A 22,137-nucleotide genomic window follows, 5' to 3' on the forward strand; every position below is an offset into this window, starting at 1 on the left:
TTGGTTATTCGATAGGAATATGACCAAACATAAACTTCAACCGGACACTTGGGTAGATCAATATGCGGATTACCTCTTTAACTATGCAGTATCCCGTGTAAGCGACACAGAAATTGCAAAGGATTTGGTTCAGGAGACCTTTTTTGCAGGTCTTAATTCAGCTAAAAACTACAAGGGCGATGCTGCCGAGCGAACTTGGTTGGTGTCCATCCTAAAACGAAAGGTTATAGACCACTACCGAAAAATCAATTCAAAAAAAGGCAAAGCAGAAGTACGTATAAATTATAGTTCCGATACCGATGCTGAAGGTGATTGGCTGGAACAGCAGGTAGCCGACCCTTACAGTAAAGACGGCGACAATGTACTTGAGAACGAGGAATTGGGTGATGCACTACAAGATTGTATATCCAAATTACCCCAAAAACAAGCATTGGTTTTTAGCATGAAAACCATACAGGGCATGAGCACGGAAGATGTTTGTAATGAATTGGGTATAAATCCGTCCAACTTATGGGTAATGATCCATAGGGCAAGAACTGCATTAATGGGTTGTTTAAACGAAAATTGGTTTTAGCTATGAAGATTTCATGTGAGGAAGCACAGGGCATCTGCGATAAATCCCAATACAAGGAAGCAAGTTTTTGGGATATTATCAAGTTGCGCTTTCACCTGTTTACCTGCAAAGTATGCAAAGGATATTCCAAGAAGAACAACGAACTGACCTCGCTTTGCGATAGGGCCGGACTTACTGTATTGTCCGAAGAAGACAAGGAAAAAATGAAAAGGGACCTGGAAAAAAAGAATGCCTAACCGTATCTTTCCGAAAGCCAAAGCAGACCCAACCAAAAAATAGGGATCGCTTCTATCCAGAACATTACAAAATACTTGGAACGCATTTTTTTACCCATCTGCAAAACAAAAATCAATATTGCGACCAGGATCAGTCTGAGGGCTATTTCCTCGCTTTTCAGGTTGTCCTTTAAAAATGTGATCATAAAGAAAACCAAGGACAATATAGTTCCCAAGCGCCGGGTATTGCGTTCACCCAATAGTTGTGGTAAGGTTCTCAAACTCTTGTGGTCCCATTGTAAATCGCGGATTTCAAACGGTAGAATAAGAATCAAGACCAAAAGCATCCTCTGGATAAATGTAACTGCAAAATCCCAATCCAAGGGCATATTAGCATCCAAAACTGGCAGCAAGACCGTGAATCCGGCCCAAACAAAGGCCACAATATACACTTTAAGACCAGCTAAATTCCTTAAGTTCTTGGCCCTGGGCAATAAAGGAACCGCATAAAGTACGGACAATACCGCAAGACCAATGGTTGCCACCCATATTTTGGCATCCAATCGCATCAGAAAAAGAATGGCCATACCGAACGACAAAAAACTAAAAACCTGGATAAGCTTGTGGTAAGCATTGGATACGATTATATACTTATAGGCCTCTACCCCATATTTTATAAAGTTGTAACAAACTATCACACTAAAAAAAATAAAGCCCAAAAGATATATATCGGTAGAGCTGCCCATCAAATAAAATGTTGCCCCGGCCATAGAAATAACCGAAACGGCCACATGGATACTGGCATCGAGATAAAAGTCGAATATAGCTTTTAAGGTTCGCATCAAATCATTGTCGCTTCTATTTCACTCAAGGTTAATTTGTGGTTAACAACTTTGTTCCCGTGATATTCAAAATTGACCATTTTCATCGAATTTATCCCTAATTTTGTGCACTTTATTGGATTGAACATGAACACAGAGGTTTTTGCTGCCAGGCACATTGGCATTACAGAAAAGGACTTGCCCCACATGCTCGAAACTATTGGGGTCGATAGTATGGATCAACTCATTTATGAGACTATCCCCGATGACATTAAATTAAAAAAGACACTTGATCTTCCCGAAGGGATAAGTGAACACGAATTCCTGAGCCACCTTCACCAACTGGCCGAAAAGAACAAGGTTTTTAAAAGTTATATCGGGCTGGGATACCATGAAACCTTGACACCATCGGTGATCAAACGAAATATATTGGAAAACCCTGGGTGGTACACCGCTTACACGCCCTATCAGGCCGAAATTGCCCAAGGAAGACTGGAAGCATTGCTTAACTTCCAGACCATGGTTTCCGACCTAACCGGTATGGAAATTGCCAATGCCTCGCTTTTGGACGAAAGTACCGCTGCGGCCGAAGCGATGACCATGTTGTTTGAATTGCGCAGTCGTCCCCAGAAAAAAGAACAAGTAAGCAAGTTCTTTGTATCCGAAGAGATTTTGCCGCAAACATTGAGCTTGCTCAAAACGCGGGCTATACCTTTAGGTATAGAATTGGTAGTGGGCAACCATGAAACTTTTCAATTTTCCGATGATTTTTATGGCGCTATGTTACAGTATCCCGGAAAATACGGTCAGGTCCATGATTATGCATCCTTTGTGGAAAATGCAAAAGCCAAGGATATAAAAGTGGCCGTTGCCGCCGATATTCTAAGTTTGGTTATGCTGACCCCTCCTGGAGAATGGGGCGTAGATGCCGTGGTGGGAACTACACAACGCTTTGGTATCCCCTTGGGTTACGGAGGACCGCACGCTGCTTTTTTTGCCACCAAAGAAGAATATAAGAGAAGTATCCCGGGCCGTATAATCGGTGTTACCAAAGATACTGATGGTAACCGTGCCTTGCGTATGGCATTACAAACAAGGGAACAACATATAAAAAGGGACAAGGCCACCTCCAATATTTGTACCGCCCAAGTACTATTGGCCGTAATGGCCGGGATGTACGCCGTTTATCACGGACCGGATGGATTAAAATACATCGCCGAAAAAGTACACGGCTATACTAAAAAATTGGCCAAAAGTCTGGAAACTTATGGGTTTGACCAAGTAAACTCTTCCTATTTTGACACTGTACAAGTAAAAGTTAAAAACACGAAGCGCCTTAAAGAGCTTGCCGAGAAGAAAGACATCAACCTATTTTATGTAGATGGGGAAACTGTGTCCATTTCGATGAATGAATCCGTTTCGGAATCGGATTTGAACACATTGATATCTTGTTTCCTTGAATCACACAATTTACAGGAAAAGTCTTTAAAAGACTTAGAATTGGACGATGCCATTCCGGCCGGTCTTCAAAGAAAAGCTCCATTTATGGAGCATGAAGTCTTCAACTCCTATCATTCAGAAACCGAGTTGATGCGCTACATCAAAAAATTGGAGCGTAAGGATTTGGCACTGAACCACTCCATGATTTCCTTGGGTAGCTGCACTATGAAGCTCAATGCAGCTTCGGAAATGCTACCATTAAGTTGGCTACAATGGGGCAATATCCATCCTTTTGTCCCACTGGATCAGGCACAAGGCTATCAAGAAGTTCTTCAATCCTTGGAGGAGCAACTGAACGTTATTACAGGTTTCGCTGCCACATCACTACAACCTAACTCGGGAGCCCAAGGTGAGTATGCCGGCTTAATGGTCATACGCGCTTACCACGAATCTCGTGGCGAAGGACACCGTAATATCTGTATTATTCCGGCGTCCGCACATGGCACCAACCCTGCTTCTGCCGTAATGGCCGGAATGAAAGTGGTGGTGACCAAAACAGATGACCAAGGAAATATTGATGTAACCGACTTGGAGGAAAAAGTGGTTAAACATGCCGAAAACCTTGCAGCCTTAATGGTAACCTACCCTTCCACCCATGGGGTTTTTGAATCATCCATAAAACAGATCACCAAACTGATACACGACCACGGTGGTCAAGTTTACATGGATGGTGCCAACATGAACGCTCAAGTAGGCTTGACCAATCCGGCCACCATAGGTGCAGATGTATGCCACTTAAACTTACACAAAACATTTGCCATTCCACACGGTGGCGGCGGGCCCGGAGTTGGGCCAATTTGCGTAGCTGAACAATTAAAACCGTTCTTACCGTCCAATCCCGTGGTTAAAACAGGTGGAAAAGATGCTATTACCGCCATATCCGCAGCTCCATGGGGCAGCTCATTGGTATGTTTGATCTCCTATGGGTATATTAAAATGTTGGGGGCCGAAGGTTTGACCAATGCTACTAAAGCTGCTATTTTGAATGCCAACTACATAAAGGACCGATTAAAAGGAAAATTCGATGTTCTTTATGCCGGTGAACGGGGCCGAGCCGCACATGAAATGATCGTGGATTGTCGTCCGTTTAAAGCCAATGGCATAGAAGTTACCGATATCGCAAAGCGATTGATAGATTATGGCTTCCATGCCCCAACGGTATCGTTCCCTGTAGCCGGCACTTTAATGATAGAGCCAACAGAAAGTGAAAGCCTGGCAGAACTCGATAAATTCTGCGACGCCATGCTTTCCATAAGGCAAGAAATCGATGAGGCCACAGCTGGAGAGCCCAACAACGTACTAAAAAATGCACCCCACACGCTTGGTATGCTAACCAACGATTCTTGGGATTTTCCCTATTCCAGAGAAAAAGCCGCTTATCCGTTGACCTATGTTGCCGAAAATAAGTTTTGGCCTAGTATTAGAAGAACCGATGAAGCTTTTGGGGATCGTAATTTAATTTGTACTTGTGCACCGATTGAAGAATACATGGAGGCTTAAAAACCTCGATGAGCATTGATATATAGCCCTGAAGACGTTATTCCTTCAGGGCTTTTTTGATTCCAATAAAGTTCCAGAACGGGACTGGGCATTGTAAGATTTATTATGCATGCATAATAAAAAACATACAATGATGTATCTTAGATCAAATTATCCTCAGCATGAAAATAGGCATATCCGGAACAGGAAGTTACATCCCCTCCATCATTACTACAAACGAAGCATTTTTGGAACATGCATTTTTAGAAACGGATGGTTCTAAATTTGAACAGCCCAATACGGTTATCGTAGAAAAATTCAAGGCCATAACCGGAATTAAGGCAAGGCGTTATGCAAAACCGGAATTAAAAACCTCCGATATTGGTTTTTTGGCCGCAGAAAAAGCGGTCCAAAATGCAGGAATCGACAAGGAAGAACTGGACTACATTATTTTTGCCCATAATTTTGGAGATCTTACTGCTGGCAAGACCCAAAGTGATATGTTGCCAAGCTTGGCTTCGAGGGTAAAACATCTTTTACGCATTAAAAACCCCAAATGTGTTGCCTACGATCTTATTTTTGGTTGTCCCGGTTGGGTTGAAGGAATAATTCAGGCAACCGCCTTCATCAAAAGTGGAATGGCCAAAAAATGTTTAGTTATTGGGGGCGAAACGCTTTCCAGGGTTATCGATCCACACGACCGCGACAGTATGATCTTTGCCGATGGTGCAGGAGCCGCCATTCTTGAAGCCGATGCTCCTTCGGGGGAAATTCTTGCCCACGCATCGGAAACATATGCCAATGAGGAGGCTTACTACCTAAATTTTGACAAGTCCAACAATCCAGAGCAGAACCAGAACACTAGATATATAAAAATGCAGGGACGTAAAATTTACGAATTTGCCTGCATCAATGTACCCAAGGCTATGGCCGAATGTCTGGACAAGAGCGGCACGGATATTGACAGCGTAAAAAAAATCTTCATCCATCAGGCCAACGAAAAAATGGACGAAGCCATAATTAAGCGCTTTTACAAAAGCTATGGCAAAGGTGTTCCAGAGAATATTATGCCCATGAGCATTCACGAATTGGGAAACAGTTCCGTGGCCACCATTCCCACTTTATACGACATGGTCCTACAAGGCAATCTCCCAGGGCATGATCTACAAAAAGGGGATGTTATCATGTTTGCCAGTGTTGGCGCCGGAATGAACATCAATGCCATTGTTTATCGGTATTGATCTCATCACAAAATCGATCCAACGTAAAAGTAATTTGGGAATTGTTATTTGTTTTTTGGAATTTTAGCCCATGTACGAAAACAACTTTCCCAATAAACGTTACAGGCATACCCTCGAGTTTTTGCAAAAACACGTTGACCCTGCCGAATCGATTTTAGACCTGGGGGTGGATAATCCTTTTTCGGAGATAATGAGAGCCAACGGGTTTCAGGTGGAAAATACAAAAGGTGAAGATTTGGATGTGGACTTTAGCCGGGTTGTCCAATCGGATGCGGATGTAGTGACCGCTTTTGAAATATTTGAACATTTAGTGGCTCCTTTTAATGTTCTAAGGGAAATCAAAGCCAAAAAATTGATTGCAAGCATACCCATGCGATTATGGTTCTCCCCTGCGTATCGCAGTAAAACCGACCCATGGGACAGGCATTATCATGAGTTTGAAGATTGGCAGTTTGATTGGCTGTTGGAAAAATCGGGTTGGCACATTAAAGACGCTGCCAAATGGACAAACCCTACCAAAAAATTTGGGATTAGACCGATTCTTAGATACTTCACCGACCGATACTATATTGTGTACGCCGAAAGACCTTAATGCAACTTTGGATTATACCCACGATTATAGAAGAACATAGCCCATGAAAATAAGTATTGTTGTTCCCGCCCATAATGAGGCTGCCCATTTAAAAGAGTGCTTAAACTCATTTACAAAGCAGACCTATTTGCCCAATGAGCTCATTGTGGTGGACGATAATTCTACGGACGATACGTTCTTGATAGCCCAAGGTTTTGCCCAACAACATAACTGGATAAAAATAGTAAAGCGTTTTTCTTCGGATGAACATATCCCCGGGAAAAAGGTTGTGGACACTTTTAATTTTGGTTTGGAACATGCTTCGGAATATGACCTCATTGGCAAATTTGATGCAGATATTGTTCTCCCGAACAATTATTTTGAAGTCATTGTGAATCAATTTCAGGCCAATTGGAAACTAGGAATGTGCTCAGGACTCCTTTTCATCAAAAAAGGACACAAATGGGTCTATGAGAACATCGCGGACAAAAACCATATCCGAGGCCCGATCAAACTCTATCACAAAGCCTGCTTTAACAAAATAGGAGGCTTGCGATCAGGTATAGGCTGGGACACAGTGGATATTCTTTTGGCCAAATTTCACGATTTTGAAACCTTGACACTTCCCGATCTTCTGGTAAAACACCTACGCCCTACCGGTCATGGATATTCTTCCAAAAACTACAGAGCCAAAGGTATTGCCATGTACAAAATGCGATACGGACTTGTGCTTACCAAAATTGCCGCCTTAAAAATGGCATGGCAAGCTAAAAGTCCATCGTTGTATTTATTCGCAATATTGGGTTTTATACAATCCTATTTAGGACAAACGTCCAAATATGTGACCAAAAAAGAAGGCAAGTTCATTCGAAAATACCGTTGGAAAGGGATAATCTCGAAATTGTCACAATAGTCAAATAGCTGATAATCAACTTTTAACATTCCCTTCTGTATAAAAAAAAGTGATTATACTTACAGGTTTGTCATTGTCAAGCTACAAAATTACCAATAAAGGACTTTTCATCAATTGAAAAGGGGCATTCATCAATTTTCATAACCCGAAACAGTAATCGATTTATAACTTTAATAGATAACAGAACTGTAGCATAACCTTATTTAATATTAATAGATCAAAGGTGTAAAACCCCGTACATCAAATGGATTGATTATTTAATTTAAGGTTATGAAACCATCGTTATTCCACGACATTTTCAGGCTCTGCGTACTTTGTACGCTGTTCTTTTCCAATTCACTTTTAGCTCAGTTACCAGGTCAAAGCTCCTTCGATGATACAGGTTATATTGAATACATTACAGGCAATTATCCACTCATTATATCCATACCTCATGGTGGGTATTTGGTACCGGACGAGGTAGCGGATAGGGACTGTGATGGCTGTAATTATAAGAGAGACTCTTTTACTCAGGAAATTGGGAGGAGCATTACCCAATACTTTTTTAACGAAACAGGTCATTACCCGCATGTAATCATCAATCTTCTGGACCGCAGTAAACTGGACACCAATCGCCCCATTGAAGAGGGTGCGGATGGCGATCCCATTGGGGTGCAAGCCTGGCAGAATTATCAAGATTTTATAGAAGACGCAAAAACCAAGATTGGTCAAGATTTTGAAAGAGGACTTTTAGTGGACCTACATGGACACGGCCATCAAATCCAACGAATAGAATTAGGGTATATACTAACACATAACGATCTTAACACCACAGATGACGAGCTGAACGGACAATTTCACATTAATAGAAATAGTACTAAAAACTTGGTCAACGATAATGTTCTAAATCTAACGCATTCAGAATTGGTGAGAGGACCTTTAAGCTTTGGAGCTCTTATTCATAACAAAGGATATCCTGCTGTTCCAAGTCCGGCCGATCCCTATCCCAATTTTAATGAACCATACTTTAACGGAGGGTACAATGTATATTACCATGGAGCTCACTTCAATGATAATTTTGATGCTTTTCAAATTGAGGCCGACCAAGATATCCGAATAAACGGTGGTGAGGCAGTAAGAGAACAGTTTGCTGAATCATGCGCAATATCAATAAAAAACTATTTAGGGCTCCATTATGGAATCGGAATTATTGATTATGACGAAGATGGGGCACTGTCTGATATTGATTGCGACGACACCAATGCCAACATCAACCCCGGTGCGGATGAAGTACCCTACAATGGCATAGACGACGACTGCGACCCTGCAACTCTTGACGACGACCTTGACCAAGATGGGTTCGACCAAGTGGATGATTGCGATGATTCCAATGCCAACGTAAACCCCGGTGCAGAAGAAGTACCCTACAACGGTATCGACGATGACTGCGACCCGGACACCTTGGACGATGACCTTGACCAGGATGGTTTCAACAATGCAGATGATTGCGACGATACCAATGCCAACGTAAACCTCGGTGCGGATGAGATTCCCTACAACGGTATCGACGATGACTGCGACCCGGACACCTTGGACGACGACCTTGACCAGGATGGTTTCAACCAAGTGGATGATTGCGACGATACCAATGCCAACATCAACCCCGGTGCGGAGGAGATTCCCTACAACGGTATCGACGATGACTGCGACCCGGACACCTTGGACGACGACCTTGACCAAGATGGGTTCGACCAAGTGGATGATTGTGACGACACCAATGCCGACGTAAACCCCGGTGCGGAGGAGATTCCCTATAACGGTATCGATGATGACTGCGACCCGGACACCTTGGACGATGACCTTGACCAAGATGGTTTCGACCAAGTCAATGATTGCGATGATTCCAATGCCAACGTAAACCCCGATGCGGAGGAGATTCTCTACAATGGCATCGATGATGATTGTGACCCCGACACCTTGGACGATGACCTTGACCAAGATGGGTTCGACCAAGTGGATGATTGTGACGACACCAATGCCGACGTAAACCCCGGTGCGGAGGAGATTCCCTATAACGGTATCGATGATGACTGCGACCCGGACACCTTGGACGATGACCTTGACCAAGATGGTTTCGACCAAGTCAATGATTGCGATGATTCCAATGCCGACATCAACCCCGGTGCGGAAGAGATTCCCTACAATGGCATCGACGATGACTGTGACCCTGCAACTCTTGACGACGACCTTGACCAAGATGGGTTCGACCAAGCCAATGATTGCGATGATTCCAATGCCAACGTAAACCCCGATGCGGAGGAGATTCCCTACAATGGCATCGACGATGACTGCGACCCGGACACCTTGGACGATGACCTTGACCAAGATGGTTTCGACCAAGTCAATGATTGCGACGACACCAATGCCAACGTAAACCCCGATGCGGAGGAGATTCCCTACAATGGCATCGACGATGACTGTGACCCTGCAACTCTTGACGACGACCTTGACCAAGATGGGTTCGACCAAGCCAATGATTGCGACGACACCAATGCCAACGTAAACCCCGGTGCGGATGAAGTACCCTACAATGGCATCGACGATGACTGCGACCCCGACACCTTGGACGACGACCTTGACCAAGATGGTTTCAACCAAGTGGATGATTGCGATGATTCCAATGCCGACATCAACCCCGGTGCGGAGGAGATTCCCTACAATGATATCGATGATGATTGTGACCCGGATACCTTGGACGATGACCTTGACCAAGATGGGTTCGACCAAGCCAATGATTGCGACGACACCAATGCCAACGTAAACCCCGGTGCGGATGAAGTACCCTACAATGGCATCGACGATGACTGCGACCCTGCAACGCTTGACGACGACCTTGACCAAGATGGGTTCGACCAAGCCAATGATTGCGACGACACCAATGCCAACGTAAACCCCGGTGCGGATGAAGTACCCTACAATGGCATCGACGATGACTGCGACCCCGACACCTTGGACGATGACCTTGACCAAGATGGGTTCGACCAAGTGGATGATTGTGACGACACCAATGCCGACGTAAACCCCGGTGCGGAGGAGATTCCCTATAACGGTATCGATGATGATTGTGACCCGGATACCTTGGACGATGACCTTGACCAAGATGGTTTTGACCAAGTCAATGATTGCGATGATTCCAATGCCAACGTAAACCACGATGCGGAGGAGATTCCCTACAATGGCATCGATGATGATTGTGACCCCGACACCTTGGACGATGACCTTGACCAGGATGGTTTCAACCAAGTGGATGATTGCGATGATTCCAATGCCAATGTAAACCCCGGTGCGGAGGAGGTGCTAGATAATCAAATTGACGAAAATTGTGATGGGTATATTGAGGTTTCAATACCATCCGAACCCAAACCTGAGCCTGAACCCAAGTCTGAACAAACATTATCAAACGACTTTATGATTTACCCCAATCCAGCCTCCCAAGTTTTATATGTGGTAAAACCGGACAAACATCACTTTTACATCGAAATATTTGACACAAGACAGCGTCTTGTAGAACGCTGGGAAAATCGCACTACATTGGATATTTCCCACTTATCCAACGGCATCTATTTTTTAATCTACCACGATTTAACAGTTGGTAAAAGAATTGTAAAAAAACTGATTATACGTAAATAGTCAAGGTATTTTGACAATGGTCCACAAAATGAAACTATTCAATTTCCAAAACCTCTCCAATGGGTCGCCCCGTGGTTCCGCTAGGGAAAGCAATACCTAATAGAGCAGCAATTGTGGGCGCAATATCCGGAATCTCCGTACGGTTTACCGTACTCCCTTGTTTTATACCTTTCCCATAAAGCAATAAGGGCACATGTGTATCATATATTTGCGGTGAACCATGGGTGGAACCGGTTCTATTGTAAGATATATAACCCACTTCTGGCACCAAAAGAACATCACCTGAGCGTTTTTGGTTGTATCCGTTCTGTAGTATATATGGAATTCCCTCTACGTACTCGTTTTGCCACATTTGGTATCCGGTGTACACTTGACCAATCCCTGGATAGGACAACATTTCCATGGCAATATCTTTTTGTGCTTGCTCTACATCAATGTCCAGATTGGTCAAAATCTTATGATCCAAAAAAACCTGATAATTGCTAATGTTTTTTACAACATCCGTTGTGCCATATTTATACTGAAGAAACTCGTTGAATTGGGCTTTCATACCTTGCATATCCAAATACCCGGATGGAATGTTCGAATCCATTAAATAAGAAGGAACATGTATTGCAGCATGATCGGCTGTCAAAAAAACCGTGTACTCACCTTTACCCACCTTGTTGTCCAATTCGGAGAGAATACGCTCCAAATCTCTATCCAATCTAATGTAGGTATCTTCTATTTCTTTGGAATTTACCCCAAAAAAATGACCTACATAGTCGGTACTGGAAAAGCTAATGGCCAAGAAATCGGTTATGGAGTCCACTCCCAAAGCTTCGCCTTCCAAAGCCGCCAGTGCAAAATCTGCCGTAATACTGTTTCCAAAAGGACTTCTTCGCAATAAATCAAACTGACCGTTGTCTTCCCAAATTGCAGGAAGGTCATGTGGAAAAGCATTGGTAGTCTCCCCTTTTTGCAATCCTTCATAATTATTGACATCCAATCCGCTCTCAACGTAAGTTTCTATAGGTTTTAGGGTAGTCCAGGGCTTTTTGTACTCTTCAACCTTATCCGAAGCATTAAAATCCAAGACCCATTGCGGCAACTCCTCCATATAATAGGAGCTACTGATCCAGTTACCGGTTGCTCCCCCTTCAAACCAATAGGCCGCATTTGCGGCATGTCCCGCTGGCAACACTGCACCTCTGTCCTTAACGGCAACACCAATTACCTTTCCCCGCATTTGTGTGTGCAATCGCAATTGATCGGTTATGGTTGAGGTCAACATTCTATGCGGGGACATTTTCCCTGCACCCGAAGTGGTTCCTACAGAAGTATAGGCATCGTCACCGGCGCAGTACACATCCTCACCCGTTGTTTTATCGAACCAATCGTTCCCGATAATACCGTGCATGGCAGGTGTAGTTCCCGTGTACACCGAAGCATGTCCTGGCCCGGTGCTGGTTGGCGCATAATTAAAATGATTGTTCTTGCAATTAAAACCTTCGTTAACCAATCGTTTAAAACCGCCTTCACCATACTGATCCCAAAAGCGGGTCAAATAATCGTACCGCATTTGATCGACCACTATACCCACTACCAATTTTGGAGATTGGGCAATAACTTTGGGCTTTTCTTCCACAACATTCTTTTTTCTGCGTTGGCCGTAAGTAAGGCCGATAGTACAGAATGCTAAAACAGAAACGATAAGGTTGGTTGTTCTCATGATTGGTATTTATTCAGAATTTGGGCAAAACTATAGATTTCTCCCTTTTAAAAATTTAAATCAAGGTTAAATGCTTAACAATATTCTTATTTTTATCACCTCAAGTCCATAAAACGCATGAAATACCTAGAAGCGATTGGAAAATACTTCATCATGATTTGGGAAGTATTTAAAAAACCTACCAAGTGGCGCATAATGAAGACCTTGATCCTCAAGGAAATCGACGAGCTTATTTTTGGTGCTATGGGCATCATCATATTTATATCTTTTTTTATCGGGGGCGTGGTCACTATCCAAACTGCACTGAACTTGAACAATCCCCTTCTGCCAAAAAGTCTGATCGGGTTTGCAACGAGGCAATCGGTCATCTTGGAATTTGCCCCGACTTTCACCTCCATCATCATGGCAGGAAAAGTGGGTTCGTACATTACATCCAGTATTGGTACCATGCGGGTAACCGAGCAGATAGACGCTCTTGAGGTTATGGGTATCAACTCGTTGAACTACCTTGTTTTCCCCAAGATCATTGCAACCATGATGTACCCTTTTGCAGTAGCTATTTCCATGTTTGTCGGTATTTTGGGCGGATGGGTCGCGGCCGTATTTGGTGGTTTTGCACCCAGCGGTGATTTTATACAAGGGCTACAAATGGATTTTGATTCTTACCATGTTACCTATGCCTTTATAAAATCGATCGTGTTCGCCTTTGTGATCGCCACAGTGCCATCTTACCACGGTTTTTACATGAAAGGTGGTGCCTTGGAAGTTGGAAAGGCTAGCACCACATCCTTTGTTTGGACCAGTGTGGTGATCATTATATCGAACTATGTTCTAACTCAATTGTTACTGGGCTGATGATACAAGTAGAAAACATTCATAAATCGTTCGGGGACAACCACGTTCTTAAAGGAATCTCCACCGAGTTCGAAACAGGAAAAACAAACTTGATCATTGGGCAAAGTGGCTCGGGAAAAACAGTTTTTATAAAATGTTTACTTGGTCTATTTGAGCCCGATGAAGGGCAAATTTGCTACAATGGGCAATACTACTCCGAACTATCTACCAAAGAACGGCGAAACTTGCGCCAAGAAATGGGCATGGTTTTTCAAGGCAGTGCCCTTTTTGATTCGATGACAGTAGAGGGCAATGTTATGTTTCCCTTGGATATGTTCACCAACCAGTCACAGTCGGAAAAGCAAGACAGGGTAGATTTTGTCCTGAAACGCGTCAACTTGATTGATGCCCATAAAAGATATCCCGCCGAAATTTCCGGTGGAATGCAAAAAAGGGTGGCCATTGCTAGGGCGATCGTGATGAATCCAAAATATTTGTTTTGCGATGAACCAAATTCCGGTCTCGACCCAAAAACGGCCATTTTAATCGATAACCTGATTCAAGAAATTACCCAAGAATACAATATTACCACGGTGATAAACACCCACGATATGAACTCGGTTATGGAAATTGGGGAAAAAATCATTTTTTTAAAGAATGGAATCAAAGAATGGGAAGGCACCAATAAAGAAATCTTTAAAACCGACAACCAATCCGTTACCGATTTTGTCTATTCCTCCGAGCTTTTCAAAAAAGTAAGGCAAATGTATATCGAAGAACGGAATTGATTCCAACTTCAAACATCGGACATTTAATTAACTTGTTTGATCACCAATGTGCTATCCTGTAAACGAAGTTTTAGCCAGGACAACATTTTTTTGGCATCTGTTTGCTTTTGATCGGTTCGTAGCCCGTCTTTCCATTTTACTTCAAATACCGGGACGGTATCCAGTTTGTTAAAATCGGTTTTAATGAGGTACGAAAACCCTAGCGCATCAATATTTTCATAATTGGCCTTGGCCTCGGCACTAATTTCTCGAAATGGGATTTGTTTTCCAACGTTTTTGGTCAACGTTGCCAGTTCTTCTTCAAGCAATCTAATCTGTTCATCTTTGTTCAGCAATTCAGCTTTGTTCTTCTCATACAATTCACTCACATAGTTGAATTTTTCTTCGGAATCGTCCCTACCTCCCTGAATAATGTGCAGTTCGGCATTCTTTAATCTTGAAAATTGATTTTTCTGTGTTCTCCATGTATTGATAACGTTATCAGGAATCAATTCATCACCCATAAATACAACTTCTACCAGGGATTCTCCATCATCTACATATTCCAATTTGGTCAAATTATCCACATACCTTCCGGAACCGTTGAACTGGTACATCTCTACCGTATCCTGCAAAAATTCTTGTGCCTGTTTTTTAAACAGTGATTCCTGAAATACTTGATAAAATGTGAATCCAGCCGGAATCATAACCAAAATACCCGTAATGGAGGCCAAACGTGCAATCATCCTCCTTCGTTGCGAATTGGCATATCGCACCATAGGAAAACGCAGGTACTTGATGACCAAAAATGTCGCCAGGCCAATAAAAATTGTATTGATTATGAACAAGTACATGGCCCCAGCCGCATACCAAGGTTTACCAATGGCCAAACCAAATCCAACTGTGCAAAGTGGCGGCATAAGAGCCGTTGCAATCGCCACACCGAAGATAACACTGGCAATGGTCCCTTTTTTGGCCCTTGCAATAACAAGGGCAAGACCACCAAAAAACGCAATGAGCACATCACGGATATCCGGCTTGGTCCTCGCTAAAAGTTCCGAGGATTCATCCCTTAACGGAAAAAGGTAAAAAAACAAAAAGGCGGTGATAACACTGAGCACCACCATTACCGTAAAATTCTTTAGGGATCGCCTCAACGTATCAATATCGTTGATGGCCAAGGACATACCCATTCCCAAAATGGGACCCATTAGTGGGGAGATCAACATAGCCCCGATGACCACAGCTGTCGAGTTCGCGTTTAACCCGATGGATGCAATAAATATGGAACACACCAAAATCCAAGAGGTATGCCCTTTAAAGGGTATATCCGCATTTATGGATTCCTTGGTGGCAACAGCATCGGTATTGGATCGTATTTCCAAAAGTTCCGAAAGGAATTTCCGAACACTCCCCAAAAGCCCTTTTAGGTCTTTTCTTACTTCGTCTCCACTATCCTGTCCGGAAGGTGCTGTTACATTTTTTTGATTCTCGTTCATATGTTACGCAAACTGATCGCCAAATTTATCCTTTACTTGGCTCAATACCTTTTTAATATCCTGTTGTTTGTCCTTTGGATAAATTAGTAGTACCTCTTCCTTATCCACAATAATATAATCTTCCAGTCCATCTACCACGACTACTTTTCCTTTTGGCGACCTTATCATATTGCCTTTGGTATTGTTCAATACCACTTGAGCGTTGACCACTGCATTATCGGCATCGTCCTTTTCCAATTTTTCGTACAGCGCGCCCCAAGTTCCCAGGTCGTTCCAGTCGAAGGTCGCTGGCAGTGTATAAATGGCCTTGGATTGTTCCAAGATAGCATAATCAATGGATATGTTTTCTGCCTTGGCATAATTTTCTTTGATAAAGGTTCTCTCCTCTTTGGTGTTGTAGCAAGAAATCCCCTCTCCAAATAGTTTGTACTGACTTGGCTGGTATTTTTTAAATGCATCCACAATGGTTTCTACGCTCCACATAAAAATACCTGCATTCCAAAGAAAGTTGCCCTGAGCCAAAAACTCCTTGGCGGTTTCATAATCCGGCTTTTCCCTGAATTGAGACACATTTTTGAGTTGCTCGTCACTACCTTTTTTAAATTCGATGTAGCCAAAGCCCGTATTCGGAAACGTTGGCTGAATACCAAGCGTGCAAAGAGCCGTCTCTTTTTCACATTTATCAAAACAAGCGATCACATCTTTTTCAAATGCTTCCTCATCCTCTATCCAATGATCACTAGGGGCCACAATCATCAACGCATTTGGATTCATTTTTTGGATTTTAAGGGAAGCATACAAGATACATGGGGCAGTATTGCGCATGGCCGGCTCCAGGACCACCTGTTCTTGTTTTACCTTTGGTAATTGTTCCAAAACAAGATCATTATATCTCTCATTGGTCAAGATCAATATGTTTTCCGTTGGGATAAATCGGTTCAAACGATCAAACGTTTTTTGTATCAATGTTTTCCCTGTCCCTAACATATCGTGGAACTGTTTTGGATTGGATGTTGTGCTTACCGGCCAAAACCTTGACCCTACACCTCCGGCCATTAAAACTGCGTAATAATTCTTGTTCATGTTGCTGTTTTTAAATTTAAGGCTTGTTATCCACTTGCATCCTTGACCAGCTCAACCTCAGCGTTGGGTTGGAACAAATATAATCTGCCTGTTGATAACTCCACACATTCGTAGCGTTTTACTTTTTTATTTCCTCTTTTGAACAACTTACCATTGTATAGTCGAAAAATACTTCCTTCGGACAACTCGTACACATAACTGTTTTTTCGTTCTTCATCATCAAAAGCCTTTAGAGCGATGGACAACCGAGCGTCCGTACTACTGCTCGCTTTCGGGTTTTTAAAATGATTCGCAATTATGGGCAATAGTTGGGATGGAAACACCTCGGGCCGAATAAATGGAACCATTAAAAGTTGAAAGGTACGCTTCCATTCCACACCATGCGGTTTTATTCGACGACCGTAGGTCTCAAAGGCCACCAAATGCGCTATTTCGTGGACGAGCGTAATTAGGAATCGGTATTTATTCAATGAAGCGTTTACCGTAATTTGATGCATCCCATTGGGCAATCTACGGTAATCCCCATGCCTTGTGACCCTATGATTCACTATTTTTAGATGGACACTGTGCTTTTTTATTAGCTCAAAACAAGGAGCAACTGCAAGTTCAGGCAGGTATTTTTGAAGGGTATGGTTCACAGGAATAAAGTTACAAGTTTATCCGTACAACGAACTTTGTAAAAACCTACGGGGTACTGTTACTCACCTGTAACAACTTTCCATTGTAGAGTTTATGGCCCGTAAGCGTAAAATCTTTAATGTAAGTTGCCATTTCCAGAGCTGTTACGGGAGCTTGATAACCGGGAAATGCCTCTTCCAACATTTCAGTTTGCACAGCCCCTAAAGCCAACACATTAAAACTTGGGCCTGTCTCCTTATATTCCTCTGCCAAAAGTTCGGTCAAAGTAATTACGGCGCCTTTGCTCGAACTGTATGCGGATAGTCCCGGAAACTTCATGCTGCCCTGTACCCCGCCCATAGAACTTACAGTGACCACATGGCCCTCTTTCCCCATTTTATGACGAACAGTCCGGATCATCTCCGCCACCCCAAATACGTTTACTTTGTAAACTCCCTCAAACTCCTCGATAGTGGTCTCCGAAAAGGGTTTGTTCAATAAACTTCCCGCATTGTTGATCAGCACATCCACCCCGTTCCATTGTTCTAGAAATGCTTCTACTTTTTTAAAATCGTTCGGGTTACCTAAATCAAACGAAAAACAATGGACATTGGACAAATCCAAACGCTGAACTGGTTGCACATTCCGCGAGAGTGCCAACACTTGGTGTCCCTCTTTGGCAAAAAGTTTAACCAACTCAAATCCAATTCCCCTGCTTGTCCCCGTAATAATAATGTTTGCCATTTTACTTTATTTATTTTGATTCCCGCAACAGCAGGAATACTTTTGATGCATTTTTAGGTCAACAAACAACCTCTCCGCCGTTTAAAAATAATTGCCCATTAACTATAGAAACCGAAATACGGTTACTCCGCCAATTTAATCTCTTGGAAAGAGGAGTTGGCTATACCCTCGATTACAGGAATGGTCTTGTTCACCAAAGTAGCCATATGTTCAAAATCCATCAACGATGCTTCGTCCCCTACCTTGTGATAAAATGCATAATTGGTAAAATCAAAAGAGCAGAAGGTATGTGAGGGAACTCCAAATTCTTGATAAAAAGGATAATTGTCCGAACGTTGAAATAGACTGAACTCTTTTGCAGTCGGTAAAAACCCAACCAATTTTTCCTTAGCATATGTATTACTTACCTCTGCCAAATTTGACATTTCGTACCCTGTTATGTACACGGTATAATCCTTTTGGTTCATAGGAACCCCGGTCATTTCAAAATTGAGCATGGTATAAAGGTTCAAGTCCTCTTCTTTTAGTTTTTTTGCCAAGTGCTTTGACCCCAACAATCCTTTTTCCTCTGCACTGAACAAGGCAAAGATCAAACTTCGTTTATTGGTTTTGTGTGTACCAAAATAGCGTGCCAACTCCAAAACGGATATGGTCCCAGAAGCATTGTCATTAGCTCCATTGGCGATGTTATCACCATTTTCGGGATCAATTATGCCTATATGATCGTAATGTGCACCGATAAGAATATACTCATCCTTCAATTCCGGGTCGGTTCCCTCGATTACCCCAACAATATTATAGGAAGGTTTCTTAAAGTTTGATAGCGTATCCCGATAGGATGTAAAATAAGGAGCAAGCCTATATGATGTAAAATAATTCTCTATATAAACTGCGGCCATTTCAATGCCCTCGCTCCCGGAATCTCTCCCTTTCATGTCATTGGATGCCAAATAGTTCATCATCTCCCCTACACGTTCGGCGTTAGTAAAGGCTTCTTCGGAAACCGGCCGGACAGGAGATTCATTTTTTGAGGTTTCCACCACTTGAGTGGACCCACAATTCATTGCAAACAGGGTTGCCAAAGCACAGATAACAATCTTCATAATTTCGTTTTTTGAAATTTTTTAAAGATAAAAAAAGCATCCTTAAAAGGATGCTTTTATATATATAAGTTAAGGGAAGAGTCCCTACTATTTTTAGGCAAGCATGGTAACAGGATTCTCTAAATATGCCCTCAAAGTTTGAAGGAACTGGGCCCCTGTTGCCCCATCGACGGTCCTATGATCACAGGCCAAAGTAATTTTCATTGTGCTGCCCACAACTATTTCACCATTTTTCACCACTGGTTTATCTACAATGGCACCCACCGACAAGATTGCCGAATTAGGTTGGTTTATAATTGATGTGAACTCCAGAATACCGAACATTCCCAAATTGGAAACAGTAAAGGTGCTGCCTTCCATTTCGTCCGGCTTTATTTTCTTGCTTCTAGCTCTTCCTGCCAAATCCTTCACAGCAGAACCAAGTTGGGTCAAACTCAACTGGTCGGCAAACTTAATTACGGGAACAACAAGGCCTTCGTCCACTGCCACCGCAACTCCCATGTGCACATGATGCTTATAGATCGTGGTGTCACCGTTCCAAGACGTATTTACTTGTGGGTGTTTTTTAAGTGCCATGGCACAGGCTTTCAACACCATATCGTTGAAAGATACTTTTGTGTCCGGCAAACCATTGATCTGTGAACGGGATGCTTTTGCATTGTCCATGTCCACTTCAATGGTAAGATAGTAATGCGGAGCAGAGAATTTGGACTCTCCCAATCGTTTGGCTATTACCTTGCGCATTGTAGAGTTTTTTACCTCCTCAACGCTTTCTTCACCAACAGGAATACTCAATGGGGCAACTGCTGTGGCAGGCTCCCCGGCTTTCTCAGCAGCTGGCGCCGTTTGCGATGGCCTAAAGTTCTCTATATCCTTTTTTACAATTCTACCACCGTCTCCGGTTCCTTTTACCTGAGAAAGATCAACTCCTTTTTCTTCGGCTATTTTTTTTGCCAATGGGGATGCAAAAATACGCTGACCATCGTTTGCAGAAGGTGTCTCTACTTTGTTTGATGATTCTTCGGTTTTTGTAGCCTCGCTTTTGGGCGCTTCTTGTTTTGGTGCACTTTTTGAAGATCCTCCGGATGCTTGTGATTTAAGCACTGCGTCCACATCCGTGCCTTTTGGACCAATTATGGCCAATAAAGAATCCACTGGCGCTCCTTCTCCTTCTTGAATACCGATATAAAGAAGTGTACCCGAATAGAAAGATTCAAACTCCATTGTGGCCTTGTCCGTTTCGATTTCGGCCAAAATATCTCCTTCCTCGACTTCGTCCCCAACACTTTTCAACCAACTGGCCACGGTACCTTCTTCCATAGTATCGCTCAACCGAGGCATGGTAACAATTTCGACTCCTTCAGGAACATCTACGGATTCCGCCGGAGCTTCCGGTTTTTCTTCAGCTGATACCGAAGTTTCTTCCTGTTGTGCCGAGTCACTTGTATTGCCGTTCAAAAGGGCGGAAATATCTTCTCCCTCTTCACCGATAATTGCCAAAAGTGAATCAACCGGGGCCCCATCACCTTCCGCTATTCCGATATGAAGCAAAGTTCCCTCATGAAAGGATTCAAACTCCATTGTGGCCTTGTCCGTTTCGATTTCGGCCAAAATATCTCCCTCTTCGACTTTGTCCCCTACGTTCTTGAGCCATTTTGCCACGGTACCTTCCTCCATGGTGTCGCTCAATCTAGGCATGTTGATTACTTCTGCCATCTAATTATAATTTATGTTGTAAAAATGGATAGTCTTCTTGCTCGTAAACAGTATCGTACAATTGTTCTTTTGGTGGAAAATCCGACTCTTCCGCGAATTTTTCACACTCCTTTACCAAGTCCTTGACTTTTTTATCTATTTGTTTAAGGTCGTCCTCTGATGCATATCCTTTCTCCAGAATTACATCTTTTACTTGAGTAATCGGATCTATCTTTTTATACTCTTCTACTTCTTCTTTAGTTCTATAATGCTGTGCATCGGACATGGAATGTCCTCGATATCGGTAGGTTTTCATTTCCAGGAAAGTTGGGCCTCCCCCTGTTCTTGCACGTTCAATGGCCTTATCCATTTCTTTGGCCACAATTGCAGGATCCATACCATCTACAGGGCCACATGGCATTTCGTACCCAAGACCCAATTTCCAGATATCCGTGGAATAAGATGTTCTTGCAACTGATGTTCCCATGGCGTAGCCATTGTTCTCACATATAAAAACAACGGGCAGTTGCCACAACATGGCCAAGTTAAATGCCTCATGGAGCGAACCTTGTCGAACGGCACCATCTCCCATATAACATAAAGTTACCGAATCTCTTTTAAAATATTTGTCGCCAAAGGCCAACCCGGCACCTAAAGGGATTTGCCCCCCTACGATACCATGTCCACCGTAAAAACGATGTTCTTTGGAAAAGATATGCATTGACCCGCCCATTCCTTTGGAGGTACCGGTTACTTTTCCATAGAGTTCTGCCATCACCTTTCTTGGATCAACACCCATACCTATCGGTTGAACGTGATTCCGGTAGGCCGTAATCATACGGTCCTTTTCCAGGTCCATTGCGTGCAATGCACCGGCCAGCACCGCTTCTTGACCATTGTAGAGGTGCAAAAACCCCCTAACTTTTTGTTGTATATATACAGCGGCCAGTTTATCCTCGAACTTTCTCCAGAATAACATGTCCTCATACCATTTAAGGTAAACTTCTTTGGTGATTTTTTTCATCGACTGCGATATTAAATGGATTCGCCCTGCACTAGGGAAGAGCAAAAATACATATATATCTGTTTTTGGAAAAAGA

18 protein-coding genes are annotated in these 22,137 nt (G+C 42.9%); 9 read left to right on the forward strand and 9 right to left on the reverse strand.

What is annotated here, in order from left to right; translation table 11 throughout:
- Positions 1 to 19: 19 nt before the first annotated feature.
- Both ABTP35_RS03580 and ABTP35_RS03585 read left to right on the forward strand, forming a co-directional pair.
- Complete coding sequence (locus ABTP35_RS03580; protein ID WP_224837390.1) at positions 20 to 574, forward strand: sigma-70 family RNA polymerase sigma factor; 555 nt, start codon at positions 20 to 22, stop codon at positions 572 to 574.
- Between the two features lie 2 nt (positions 575 to 576).
- Positions 577 to 810 (forward strand): hypothetical protein, encoded by a 234-nt coding sequence (locus ABTP35_RS03585; RefSeq protein WP_224837389.1) that lies wholly within the window; start codon positions 577 to 579, stop codon positions 808 to 810.
- On the opposite strand, the gene ABTP35_RS03590 is transcribed toward ABTP35_RS03585, so the two are convergent.
- A complete protein-coding gene (locus ABTP35_RS03590) occupies positions 807 to 1,631 on the reverse strand; it encodes a hypothetical protein (protein ID WP_293293838.1) in 825 nt (274 codons plus the stop codon). The two genes, ABTP35_RS03585 and ABTP35_RS03590, sit on opposite strands and share 4 nt — an antisense overlap.
- 126 nt (positions 1,632 to 1,757) lie before the next feature.
- On the opposite strand from ABTP35_RS03590, the gene gcvP reads away from it, so the two are divergent.
- From gcvP to ABTP35_RS03615, 5 genes are all read left to right on the forward strand, one after another.
- Positions 1,758 to 4,610, forward strand: coding sequence for an aminomethyl-transferring glycine dehydrogenase (gcvP, locus tag ABTP35_RS03595; protein WP_375334513.1), 2,853 nt, complete (start codon positions 1,758 to 1,760; stop codon positions 4,608 to 4,610).
- 161 nt (positions 4,611 to 4,771) lie between these two features.
- On the forward strand, positions 4,772 to 5,830 hold the full coding sequence (locus ABTP35_RS03600) for a ketoacyl-ACP synthase III (protein WP_293293836.1): 1,059 nt from the start codon (positions 4,772 to 4,774) through the stop codon (positions 5,828 to 5,830).
- 70 nt (positions 5,831 to 5,900) lie between these two features.
- Positions 5,901 to 6,422, forward strand: a complete 522-nt coding sequence (locus ABTP35_RS03605) for a methyltransferase (RefSeq protein WP_293293834.1) — start codon at positions 5,901 to 5,903, stop codon at positions 6,420 to 6,422.
- A gap of 43 nt (positions 6,423 to 6,465) precedes the next feature.
- Positions 6,466 to 7,314, forward strand: a complete 849-nt coding sequence (locus tag ABTP35_RS03610; RefSeq protein WP_293293832.1) for a glycosyltransferase — start codon at positions 6,466 to 6,468, stop codon at positions 7,312 to 7,314.
- A gap of 270 nt (positions 7,315 to 7,584) precedes the next feature.
- Positions 7,585 to 10,983, forward strand: a complete 3,399-nt coding sequence (locus ABTP35_RS03615; RefSeq protein ID WP_293293830.1) for a MopE-related protein — start codon at positions 7,585 to 7,587, stop codon at positions 10,981 to 10,983.
- Between the two features lie 34 nt (positions 10,984 to 11,017).
- Here ABTP35_RS03615 and pafA read toward each other — a convergent pair whose 3' ends face one another.
- Positions 11,018 to 12,694: an alkaline phosphatase PafA gene (gene pafA, locus ABTP35_RS03620; RefSeq protein ID WP_293293828.1), complete on the reverse strand. Its 1,677-nt coding sequence runs from the start codon at positions 12,692 to 12,694 to the stop codon at positions 11,018 to 11,020.
- A 117-nt stretch (positions 12,695 to 12,811) separates the two neighbouring features.
- On the opposite strand from pafA, the gene ABTP35_RS03625 reads away from it, so the two are divergent.
- Positions 12,812 to 13,549, forward strand: coding sequence for an ABC transporter permease (locus ABTP35_RS03625; protein WP_224837382.1), 738 nt, complete (start codon positions 12,812 to 12,814; stop codon positions 13,547 to 13,549).
- Complete coding sequence (locus ABTP35_RS03630; protein WP_224837381.1) at positions 13,549 to 14,316, forward strand: ABC transporter ATP-binding protein; 768 nt, start codon at positions 13,549 to 13,551, stop codon at positions 14,314 to 14,316. The genes ABTP35_RS03625 and ABTP35_RS03630 overlap by 1 nt, the downstream gene beginning before the upstream one ends.
- Before the next feature lie 23 nt (positions 14,317 to 14,339).
- Here the strand turns inward: ABTP35_RS03630 and ABTP35_RS03635 are convergent, their stop codons facing one another.
- The 7 genes from ABTP35_RS03635 to pdhA form a co-directional block, all read right to left on the reverse strand.
- Positions 14,340 to 15,794, reverse strand: coding sequence for a DUF389 domain-containing protein (locus ABTP35_RS03635; protein WP_252080555.1), 1,455 nt, complete (start codon positions 15,792 to 15,794; stop codon positions 14,340 to 14,342).
- Positions 15,795 to 15,797: 3 nt separating this feature from the next.
- Positions 15,798 to 16,877 (reverse strand): mannose-1-phosphate guanylyltransferase, encoded by a 1,080-nt coding sequence (locus ABTP35_RS03640; RefSeq protein WP_293293822.1) that lies wholly within the window; start codon positions 16,875 to 16,877, stop codon positions 15,798 to 15,800.
- Between the two features lie 26 nt (positions 16,878 to 16,903).
- On the reverse strand, positions 16,904 to 17,515 hold the full coding sequence (locus tag ABTP35_RS03645) for a SprT-like domain-containing protein (RefSeq protein ID WP_293293820.1): 612 nt from the start codon (positions 17,513 to 17,515) through the stop codon (positions 16,904 to 16,906).
- 46 nt (positions 17,516 to 17,561) lie between these two features.
- Positions 17,562 to 18,239: an SDR family oxidoreductase gene (locus ABTP35_RS03650; protein ID WP_293293818.1), complete on the reverse strand. Its 678-nt coding sequence runs from the start codon at positions 18,237 to 18,239 to the stop codon at positions 17,562 to 17,564.
- A 122-nt stretch (positions 18,240 to 18,361) separates the two neighbouring features.
- On the reverse strand, positions 18,362 to 19,342 hold the full coding sequence (locus ABTP35_RS03655) for a M28 family peptidase (RefSeq protein ID WP_293293816.1): 981 nt from the start codon (positions 19,340 to 19,342) through the stop codon (positions 18,362 to 18,364).
- Between the two features lie 93 nt (positions 19,343 to 19,435).
- Complete coding sequence (locus tag ABTP35_RS03660; protein ID WP_293293814.1) at positions 19,436 to 21,058, reverse strand: pyruvate dehydrogenase complex dihydrolipoamide acetyltransferase; 1,623 nt, start codon at positions 21,056 to 21,058, stop codon at positions 19,436 to 19,438.
- 4 nt (positions 21,059 to 21,062) lie between these two features.
- A complete protein-coding gene (gene pdhA, locus ABTP35_RS03665; protein WP_252080560.1) occupies positions 21,063 to 22,061 on the reverse strand; it encodes a pyruvate dehydrogenase (acetyl-transferring) E1 component subunit alpha in 999 nt (332 codons plus the stop codon).
- Between the last annotated feature and the right edge of the window lie 76 nt (positions 22,062 to 22,137).

The organism is Flagellimonas alginilytica, assembly GCF_042134605.1.
GTDB classification, from domain to species: domain Bacteria; phylum Bacteroidota; class Bacteroidia; order Flavobacteriales; family Flavobacteriaceae; genus Flagellimonas; species Flagellimonas alginolytica.

Excerpts from the sequence above, each read along its gene's own strand:
- ABTP35_RS03580 (WP_224837390.1), top strand. The coding sequence starts at position 20 with ATGACCAAACATAAACTTCAACCGGACACTTGGGTAGATCAATATGCG.
- ABTP35_RS03585 (WP_224837389.1), top strand. The coding sequence starts at position 577 with ATGAAGATTTCATGTGAGGAAGCACAGGGCATCTGCGATAAATCCCAA.
- ABTP35_RS03590 (WP_293293838.1), bottom strand. The coding sequence starts at position 1,631 with ATGCGAACCTTAAAAGCTATATTCGACTTTTATCTCGATGCCAGTATC.
- gcvP (WP_375334513.1), top strand. The coding sequence starts at position 1,758 with ATGAACACAGAGGTTTTTGCTGCCAGGCACATTGGCATTACAGAAAAG.
- ABTP35_RS03600 (WP_293293836.1), top strand. The coding sequence starts at position 4,772 with ATGAAAATAGGCATATCCGGAACAGGAAGTTACATCCCCTCCATCATT.
- ABTP35_RS03605 (WP_293293834.1), top strand. The coding sequence starts at position 5,901 with ATGTACGAAAACAACTTTCCCAATAAACGTTACAGGCATACCCTCGAG.
- ABTP35_RS03610 (WP_293293832.1), top strand. The coding sequence starts at position 6,466 with ATGAAAATAAGTATTGTTGTTCCCGCCCATAATGAGGCTGCCCATTTA.
- ABTP35_RS03615 (WP_293293830.1), top strand. The coding sequence starts at position 7,585 with ATGAAACCATCGTTATTCCACGACATTTTCAGGCTCTGCGTACTTTGT.
- pafA (WP_293293828.1), bottom strand. The coding sequence starts at position 12,694 with ATGAGAACAACCAACCTTATCGTTTCTGTTTTAGCATTCTGTACTATC.
- ABTP35_RS03625 (WP_224837382.1), top strand. The coding sequence starts at position 12,812 with ATGAAATACCTAGAAGCGATTGGAAAATACTTCATCATGATTTGGGAA.
- ABTP35_RS03630 (WP_224837381.1), top strand. The coding sequence starts at position 13,549 with ATGATACAAGTAGAAAACATTCATAAATCGTTCGGGGACAACCACGTT.
- ABTP35_RS03635 (WP_252080555.1), bottom strand. The coding sequence starts at position 15,794 with ATGAACGAGAATCAAAAAAATGTAACAGCACCTTCCGGACAGGATAGT.
- ABTP35_RS03640 (WP_293293822.1), bottom strand. The coding sequence starts at position 16,877 with ATGAACAAGAATTATTACGCAGTTTTAATGGCCGGAGGTGTAGGGTCA.
- ABTP35_RS03650 (WP_293293818.1), bottom strand. The coding sequence starts at position 18,239 with ATGGCAAACATTATTATTACGGGGACAAGCAGGGGAATTGGATTTGAG.
- ABTP35_RS03655 (WP_293293816.1), bottom strand. The coding sequence starts at position 19,342 with ATGAAGATTGTTATCTGTGCTTTGGCAACCCTGTTTGCAATGAATTGT.
- ABTP35_RS03660 (WP_293293814.1), bottom strand. The coding sequence starts at position 21,058 with ATGGCAGAAGTAATCAACATGCCTAGATTGAGCGACACCATGGAGGAA.
- pdhA (WP_252080560.1), bottom strand. The coding sequence starts at position 22,061 with ATGAAAAAAATCACCAAAGAAGTTTACCTTAAATGGTATGAGGACATG.